General features: G+C 50.9%; 9 protein-coding genes. 3 read left to right on the top strand and 6 right to left on the bottom strand.

What is annotated here, in order from left to right:
* Together NZ653_07210 and NZ653_07205 are read left to right on the top strand one after the other, a co-directional pair.
* Positions 1–1,077, top strand: a 1,077-nt coding sequence (locus tag NZ653_07210; protein ID MCS7286902.1) for an ABC transporter permease, incomplete at its 5' end; no start/stop codon positions are given.
* Positions 1,074–1,997, top strand: a complete 924-nt coding sequence (locus NZ653_07205) for an ABC transporter ATP-binding protein (protein ID MCS7286901.1) — start codon at positions 1,074–1,076, stop codon at positions 1,995–1,997. The genes NZ653_07210 and NZ653_07205, both read left to right, overlap by 4 nt.
* A gap of 6 nt (positions 1,998–2,003) precedes the next feature.
* On the opposite strand, the gene fba is transcribed toward NZ653_07205, so the two are convergent.
* From fba to NZ653_07185, 4 genes are all read right to left on the bottom strand, one after another.
* Entirely contained in the window at positions 2,004–2,924 is a 921-nt protein-coding gene (fba, locus tag NZ653_07200) for a class II fructose-1,6-bisphosphate aldolase (GenBank protein ID MCS7286900.1), read from the bottom strand.
* Positions 2,925–2,936: 12 nt separating this feature from the next.
* Complete coding sequence (locus tag NZ653_07195) at positions 2,937–4,145, bottom strand: 6-phosphofructokinase (protein ID MCS7286899.1); 1,209 nt, start codon at positions 4,143–4,145, stop codon at positions 2,937–2,939.
* 146 nt (positions 4,146–4,291) lie between these two features.
* Positions 4,292–5,266, bottom strand: a complete 975-nt coding sequence (locus NZ653_07190) for a DUF4126 family protein (GenBank protein ID MCS7286898.1) — start codon at positions 5,264–5,266, stop codon at positions 4,292–4,294.
* A 63-nt stretch (positions 5,267–5,329) separates the two neighbouring features.
* Positions 5,330–5,731 carry a DUF1232 domain-containing protein gene (locus tag NZ653_07185; GenBank protein ID MCS7286897.1) on the bottom strand — a complete coding sequence of 134 codons (402 nt, stop codon included), beginning with the start codon at positions 5,729–5,731 and terminating at the stop codon, positions 5,330–5,332.
* 212 nt (positions 5,732–5,943) lie between these two features.
* Between NZ653_07185 and NZ653_07180 the strand changes: the two genes are divergently transcribed.
* Positions 5,944–6,480, top strand: coding sequence for a DUF4062 domain-containing protein (locus NZ653_07180; protein MCS7286896.1), 537 nt, complete (start codon positions 5,944–5,946; stop codon positions 6,478–6,480).
* Here NZ653_07180 and NZ653_07175 read toward each other — a convergent pair.
* Positions 6,477–7,373: a hypothetical protein gene (locus tag NZ653_07175; protein ID MCS7286895.1), complete on the bottom strand. Its 897-nt coding sequence runs from the start codon at positions 7,371–7,373 to the stop codon at positions 6,477–6,479. The genes NZ653_07180 and NZ653_07175 overlap by 4 nt on opposite strands.
* Positions 7,373–7,858, bottom strand: a complete 486-nt coding sequence (locus NZ653_07170) for an adenosine-specific kinase (protein MCS7286894.1) — start codon at positions 7,856–7,858, stop codon at positions 7,373–7,375. The genes NZ653_07175 and NZ653_07170 overlap by 1 nt, the downstream gene beginning before the upstream one ends.
* Positions 7,859–7,867: the final 9 nt, after the last annotated feature.

Genomic DNA, 7,867 nt, shown 5'->3' with positions numbered 1-7,867 from the left:
CGAAAAGAGATAATCCACATACGCCGTGACCCCAGAACGCTGGCCGTTATGTTCTTAATCCCACTGATTCAGATGATTCTGCTCGGTTACGCCGCCACAACTGATATCAAACGGTTGAAAACCGCAGTCCTGGACCTTGACCGGACCAAAGCAAGCCGCGAGCTCATCGATGCTTACCGAGCCTCCAATTATTTCAACCTCGTTTACTTTACAGAGTCGGAAGAAGAGCTCACCCGACTGATAGAGAGCGGTAAAGCCAGAGCAGGACTTATCATCCCTGCGGGGTATAGTCTATCGTTGTCCAGAGGAGAGAAAGCCTCCGTCTATTTTATCATAGATGGCTCCGACCCCAATGTAGCAAACACAGCTTTTGCCGCCTCCCAAAGCGTAGCCCACGCTTTCTCTTTTAAGCTTGTGGCTTTGAAAAGCTCTCCCATAGTGGAAGCCATCCCCAGAGTCTGGTATAACCCTGAAATGCGCAGTTCCAACTTCATGATACCAGGCCTTATCGGCCTTATAATGGCCCTCATAACCACTATCCTCACTGCTTTAGCCATAGTGAGGGAGAAAGAACAGGGAACAGTAGAGCAACTTATGGTAACCCCGATAAGGCCCCTTGAGTTGCTGGCCGGGAAAATTGCCCCTTACGTAGCTATCGCTTTCTTAGAGCTCGGAGAAGTCCTGATAGTGGGCCATTTCTGGTTTAAAGTGCCCATAAGGGGAAGCATCCCTCTGCTCTTAGCTCTCTCCTTTCTTTTCCTCTTCGCTACTCTGGGGATAGGCCTTTTTATTTCCTCAGTAGCCCATACCCAGCGGGAAGCCATGTTCCTGGCCTTTTTCGTAATTCTGCCTTCAATTTTCCTTTCCGGTTTCATATTCCCCATTGAGGCCATGCCCAGAGCCCTCCAAATCATAAGTTACATCATACCCCTCCGATATTACATGAGCATTGTCCGGGGTATAATTCTCAAAGGCACAGGGCTTGAAGCCCTCGTAGAGCACATTGTTCCACTGGCCTTCTTGGGCGCAGCCATTTTTGCAGGAGCAACTTTAAGGATTCGCAAGAGGCTGGAATGATGGAACCTGTAATAGAGACCAGAAACCTCACAAAAACATTCGGCCGTGTAAAGGCCGTAGAAGGATTAAACCTGGTGATCTACAGGGGAGAAATCTTCGGCCTGGTGGGACCAGATGGTGCAGGAAAGACCACAACCCTCAGAGTTCTGGCTTCGGTTATGGCCCCTTCTTCCGGGACAGCCATAGTGGGAGGCTATAATGTGTTAACGCAGGCGGAGGAGGTTAAAAGAATTGTGGGCTATATGCCCCAGCACTTTGCCCTGTACGGAGACCTTACAGTGATGGAAAACCTCAATTTCTTCGCCGATTTATTTGGAGTTCCACAGGGGATAAGGGAAGAAAGGGTCAGAAGGCTACTGCGTTTCGCTCGGCTTGAGAATTTCTTAAACCGCAGGGCTTCCCAGCTTTCAGGGGGAATGCAAAAGAAGTTGGCACTGGCCTGCGCCCTCATTCACAACCCCCAGATCCTACTCTTGGACGAACCCACCACCGGAGTTGACCCTGTGTCGCGACGGGAGTTCTGGGAGCTCCTGACAGAACTCCACCTCCAGAAGGCTACAATTGTGATAAGCACATGCTATATGGATGAGGCGGAACGCTGCTCGAGGGTCGGATTCATGCATCAGGGCAGACTTTTGGTATGCTCTGAACCTTCACAGATAAAGGAAATGGTACCAAAGGAAGTCCTTGAAGTTTTCCCATCGGATGTCAAAAGAACAAAAGAAATCCTGCGAGGCGCCAGAGGAATTGGAGGACTCCAGACTTATGGAGACATGCTCCATGTCTTCGTAGACAGCGCTCAGCAACAAGCTCCCGAAATCAAGAGACTTCTTGAAAGCAATGGAGTAATGGTTCAATCCATAAAACCAGTGCCTCCACGCCTGGAAGATGCCTTTGCTTTCCTCCTTGCCCGCCAGTAAGGCTTCTTACTCTATTCCCTCAACTTTTACCGCCGCAAAAACCCGCCTGGGGCTTACGAACCCCCCTGTTGAGTCTATCCGGCCTGCACTCCCGAAAAGCCTTATCTTTTCCCGAACAGCTTCCTTCACATATTCGCGGCTTATCGCCAGAAACTTGCGAGGGTCAACCTCATCGGGCATTTTCTCTATTCCTTCCCTGAGGCCCCGCACGAAAGCCTGATTGAGATAAGTAGCCACGTTTATCTTGCTTATGCCATTTTCAATGGCTTCCAAAATACTCTCGTCTTTAACCCCAGAAGAGCCGTGGAGGACCAAAGGGATGTTTACCTTCTTGCGGATAGCTTTGAGCCTTTCAATGTCCAGGGTGGCTTCCTGCTCCCTCATAGCATGGATGGAACCGATGGCTACTGCCAGAGAGTCTGCCCCTGTGAGGCGAATAAACTCGGCCGCCTGATCCGGATCCGTCATCGCTCTCTCCACATCCTCCAGGGTTACTTTATCCGTTATTTGAAGGACCTGACCCAACTCGGCCTCCACGGGAATTCCCACAGCGTGAGCTACCTCGCAGACCTTGCGGGTTATGGCAACGTTTTCTTCAAAAGGAAGCTTGGAACCATCAAACATAAGGGAGGTAAAACCGGCCCTCAGGCAAAGGATGTTCTGCTCAAAGCTCGTGCCGTGATCGAGATGCAGGACAACAGGTACATCCACCTGTGAAGCAGCTATTTTCACCATCCCAGCCGCCATCTCCAGACCTGCATAGCGAATAGCTCCTTGGCTCACCTGAAGTATCACGGGAGCTCTCTCCTCCTGGGCCGCCTCCACAATGGCCTGAATTTGCTCCATATTGTTGGCATTGAAAGCCCCTATGGCATAATGTTCTTCAAAAGCCCTCCGAAGAAGCTCCTTGCTGGTCACCAGCGGCATAGTTTCTCCTCCTCAGATAAATTTCTTGGGCACTTTTACCCCCCTGAGCCTGGCATATGGAGGTAAAGCTTCTCCAATAAGGGGGCGAGCATATTCAATAAAAGCCTCCGTCACGAAATTGTTTTCCCCAGTTATATACTCATCGGGCAGGTAGCGCTCCACATTGGCTACCTTCTCCAGCTCCACAAGACCAGTAGTGGAACGGTAGACCGGACCAGGTTCTCTGATTATTGTGACCATCTTGCCGGTTTCTCCTGCCAGCGCCGCCCTTACCCCTGCCCTTCCCACCTCGTAGGCCTCCTCCCGATCCACTTCTGAAACTGCCAGCGCAAAAGAACGGTAAAGGTAATTGGGCTTATCTATGCGCACGCTGAGGCCTAGCTCGGCCTTTATGAGGGAGGACGCAGCATCGGAAGCCCCACCTTTGAGCACATGCCCGAAAGCGTCAACTTCTTTGGGAGCAAATTCTCCTCCGAAGGGCTCTCCCGCCTCATTGGTTACCCCCTCACTCAGGGCAATAACTACATAACCGTAGCGCCGATAAGCCTCTTCCACATCTTTGAGGAGTTTTTCTCTGGAAAGAGGCCTTTCGGGAAAGTAAATAAGGTGAGGTGGATCATCTTCCAGCTCCTTGGCTAAAGCTGCAGCCCCGACGAGCCACCCGGCATTCCGGCCCATAACCTCTATGATTTTAACGGGGCTATTTACCCTCATGGCTCTTGTGTCCCATCCCGAATCCCTCACTGCCATCGCTACAAAGCGAGCTGCACTCCCATAGCCCGGGCAGTGGTCAGTGTAAGCAAGGTCGTTATCAATTGTCTTGGGAAGGCCTATAACTCTAAGCTCATATCCGGATTCCACAGCCAGAGAGTGAAGCTTCATAGCGGTATCCATGGAATCGTTGCCGCCTATGTAGAAGAAATAACGGATATTGTGAGCTTTGAAAACCTGGAGGATGCGCTCATAATCGCTTTCCTTGACCTTATACCTTATGCTACCCAAAGCAGCCCCGGGAGTATAGCGCAACCCTTCCAAGATCTCCGCTGGTTCCTTGGTCAAATCAACAAAGTCCTCCTCCAAAACCCCCTTTATGCCATTGATAGCTCCATAGATGGCCTCTATCTCAGGATACCTGGAGGCTTCATGAATTACTCCTACCAGAGTGCTGTTTATTACAGCCGTTGGCCCTCCCGATTGCCCCACAACAGCCTTTCCTTTCATGGCTCACCTCCTAAAGAAAAAGAGGGAAGGGCCCTCTTCGGCCTTCCCTCCACGCTGAGTTCCAAATAAATTTTACCACAATCGCTTCAAAATGTCTACATCAATTGAGATCTTACGGAGCATCCTCTGAAGATTTGAGAGAGGGGCTAAACAAAACTATATCTGCTCAATTCCAGGCCCCCCTTTCCTTCAATATTCCCCAACAACACTCCGGCTCCTCGCAGCCCTCCTCTGTAGATACCCAGTACAAGAACCACCACCGCAACGGGAAGCAACGGGCCCAGCAACAGTAACACTGCCGCAAGCCACAACGCCCATTTTATCAATCTGGTTACCCCATGCTGCCAGTTCCTCAGGACAATCCAGCCCAGCCCCCATATTAGAGCTTCCGCCACAACAGCAATCCCTGCTCTGGGCCACAGCTTAAACAACCGGAACACCTTACCGATGCCACGGTTCAATCTCCAAAGCTGGTGAATAGCAAATACCAGTATCCCCAGGATGAGTAAGATTATGGACAAGACCAACAGCACTGCCAGCCAGGGGTTGATTTGTATCAACAGAAAGAAAAGCCCCAATAGCACCGCCGAAGCTATGTTCTCCGTGGTGGTATATATCGGAGCAGCGAAGGTGCCCATCGTGCTGGTGGCGGAACTGAGGCCCGGCTTAGCCAGGAAACGCATCCCACTCAGGGCACTGGCTAACAGCGCTCCACCGCCGGCAACAATGTAGCCCTGCGCCCCAAGGCTACCATCAGGATTGAACAGCCGAATTGTCATAAGAAGGTTGCGAAGCTCCGGGTCCATGCTGATAACGCCAGCTGCTGCCAGTGAAAGGAGCGCTCCCGATAACGGCACCAGAAAGCCACTGATGAAATTGATAATGGCGTTAATGGCGTTCATTACACCTGGGCCCAGCACTGTGGCATAAGCCGGCGCCACCGTAAGCAGCCAGAACAAAGCCACAATGCCAATGAACCACCACTCTTCCATGAACTCTACCGGCTTAGCCAGCGTGATCAGGCCAAACCTGGCAGCTATTGAAACCAGCAACAGACACATATACTGGTTGCTTGCTCCGATTAGCCCACCGGCCGAAATGGCGGACAGAATCAATTCCATATGATACCTCCCAGAAATTGCTTTAACCCGCCTGGCCTTGGCATCCAGATCTATTGAAGCAAATCAACGGCTAAGAACGACTCTCTTGAAAAGCAGGACGATAGACCAGGCAATAAAAATTACAATAACTAACCACAAAGCGATTACCAAAATAGCTCCAGCCCGGCTGGTCAGGCCTTCCCGCTGCATTAATTCTTCGGACCTGTGCCGAGCTTCGACCATTACTTCAGAAGGGATCATTTTTAGAGCAAGCACAACTCCCAGGGGCACCAGGACCAGGTCATCTAGGTGGCCAAGAAAAGGGACAAAATCAGGAATTAAGTCTATCGGGCTAAAGGTATACGCCACCACCAGGCTCAGAAAAACCCTGGCATACCAAGGGACACGCGGATCGCGGGCGGCAACGTATAGAGCGTAAGCTTCCCTCTCAAGGCTATGAGCCCAGTTCTTCAGTTTGGCGATCAAATTAGTCTCTCCTCTCCCCGCCTTGCGAAAGTTTGTAAACATTATAACTCAAACCCTGTTTTGGGGAAACATACTCCGATATCCGTCGGTGCAGGGACCTGGCCCCTTTGCCCTGCACTGCAATGTGTGCTATATTTATCACGACCTGCAGATATACCCAGCGCGGCGTCAGGTACCCCTGGTTCCCGGCCAGGGGGTAGGGCGGAAATAACATGGGGAAGAAAATTCGCCTTTTTATCAGTTCCAGCCGGGAACTTGAAGGAGAAAGGGAAATCGTTGGGCAGGTAGTGGCGGAGCTACCTGTATCCAGAGGATGGGAGATACGCCACACTGCTCACGCTGGAGAGACTCTGGCTTCCCTCAGAGAAGCTATAGAGAAGGCAGACCTTTATCTCATAATTTTGGGGCGCGATGCCTCGGCTCCTATCGGCTCAGAGTGGGAATTCGCCCGTCAGATGAAAAAACCCACCTTAGCTTACCGAAAAGATGTGAATTACAGTCCTTCAGCTCAGTATTTCTTGAGGATAAGTAAGGTTGAGTGGAGAGCGTTCAAAGACCTGGAAGAGTTCCGAAAAGACCTGGCAAAGGCCATCGCTCAGGAATTGCTGGACCTGAAGAACCGCTATGGCCTTTTACCGGAAGATGTGGAGAAGCTTATCCAGTTTCTGGAAGAAATTGAGAAAAGGGAAAAGGGACCTTCTCTAAAAGGCCACGGAGCCGGAGAGAGCGGAGTTATCCTTGGGCGTTAAGGAGTTCTCAAGGCCTCAAGGACTGCTCCAGCTACATCAGTTATAGCCTGACAGCGCGAGAAAAGCCTGGCCTGCGGGCCAATGGCCAGAAGAGGGACAGGGTTTGCGGTGTGGACTTTGACGCAGTCATCCTCAACATTGCCGTGGTCGCTGGAAAGCACGAGGGTGAAAGAGGGGGCTTCCATTATCCCCGAAAGGAAACGATCAAACAGGTCTAAAGTTTCCTCCACGCTCCAGGGGAGTTTCCGGTGTCCGGCCAGATCCAGAAGGAAAGTTTCAAATAACACCAGGTCATACTCCTCTGTCAGGCGGGCAAGATTGCGCCCTGCTTCTTCCGGTTCAATCTTCGTTATGCCCGGAATTTTGAGGTAATTTACAAGATACTCATGCACTATATCCCAGTAAACGGCCTTGCCTGCCCTGAGGTCCTCCAGGGTCCGAAAAGGTATTTCGGCTGATATAGTTAGCCAGCTGGTAGCGGAATGAGGCCTCTTCCCGCTCTCCACCAGCTCAAAGTAAAAGGGGGTATAGGCATTGGCGAAGATAACTTTAAAGCCTTCTTCTCTGGCTTTTTTCAGGAAATTCTGCTCCTTGAGGATGTCTACCAATAAACCTGTTGGCCAGGCGTGAAGGTGGGCGTTAACCAGGGCTGGAGCATTGATCCCAGTGAACAGAGCTGTCTGGCCTGTAGCCGATTGGGGAATTCCTTCGACTCCCAGTTTAGCATCAAGAGCTCTGAGGACGAGGCCATCCTTTTCCTGAATTCTTTCCAGGGTCAAGGGTCCTCCGAGCAAATTCCTCAAAAAAGGAGTAGAGGCTTTGGAAAAGGGATTGCATTCTCCTTCCGGAGCAAGCCCAAGGCCATCTACAAAAATGAAAAGGATTTTGCCCATCAGAACTTGTAACCTATCCGGCGCAGGAAAGCTTTGCGTTCTTCTATATCTTTCTCTGTCTCAATGCCCTTGCTCTTAAGGCCGTCTATAACTCCCAGAATGCCTCGGCCCTGCTCTGTCTCGGCAATTATTACCTCCACATCATTGGCTGTGGCGCAGAAAATGCGGCATACTTCTGGCACGTTCTTTATAGCATTTAGGACATTTATCGGATAAAAGCCAGGAGCAAGGCAAACAATGAAACTGTGCCCCGCCCCTAAAGCGAAAGCGTTCTTCTTGGCAAGCTCTATCATTTCCTCATCGGTGCCGGTGTAGCGGACTAAGGCAGGCCCTGAGGATTCGCAGAAGGCTACCCCAAACTTTATACCGGGCACAGTGTTGACCATGGCCTCGTAAATGTCTTCAACCGTTTTAATGAAGTGGCTCATCCCCAGGATTATATTGACATTGGCAGGCTTCTCAATTTTAACCACTTTGAGCTCCATAGACCCCTC

It is taken from the genome of Anaerolineae bacterium (genome assembly GCA_025062375.1).
Lineage (GTDB): Bacteria > Chloroflexota > Anaerolineae > SpSt-600 > SpSt-600 > SpSt-600.
The sequence above is the reverse complement of the archived record's forward strand: the minus strand, read 5'-3'. Positions and strand labels throughout refer to the sequence as shown.

What these genes read in the sequence shown, in the direction of transcription:
- NZ653_07205 (MCS7286901.1), top strand. Translation starts at nt 1,074, where the DNA reads ATGATGGAACCTGTAATAGAGACCAGAAACCTCACAAAAACATTCGGC.
- fba (MCS7286900.1), bottom strand. Translation starts at nt 2,924, where the DNA reads ATGCCGCTGGTGACCAGCAAGGAGCTTCTTCGGAGGGCTTTTGAAGAA.
- NZ653_07195 (MCS7286899.1), bottom strand. Translation starts at nt 4,145, where the DNA reads ATGAAAGGAAAGGCTGTTGTGGGGCAATCGGGAGGGCCAACGGCTGTA.
- NZ653_07190 (MCS7286898.1), bottom strand. Translation starts at nt 5,266, where the DNA reads ATGGAATTGATTCTGTCCGCCATTTCGGCCGGTGGGCTAATCGGAGCA.
- NZ653_07180 (MCS7286896.1), top strand. Translation starts at nt 5,944, where the DNA reads ATGGGGAAGAAAATTCGCCTTTTTATCAGTTCCAGCCGGGAACTTGAA.
- NZ653_07175 (MCS7286895.1), bottom strand. Translation starts at nt 7,373, where the DNA reads ATGGGCAAAATCCTTTTCATTTTTGTAGATGGCCTTGGGCTTGCTCCG.
- NZ653_07170 (MCS7286894.1), bottom strand. Translation starts at nt 7,858, where the DNA reads ATGGAGCTCAAAGTGGTTAAAATTGAGAAGCCTGCCAATGTCAATATA.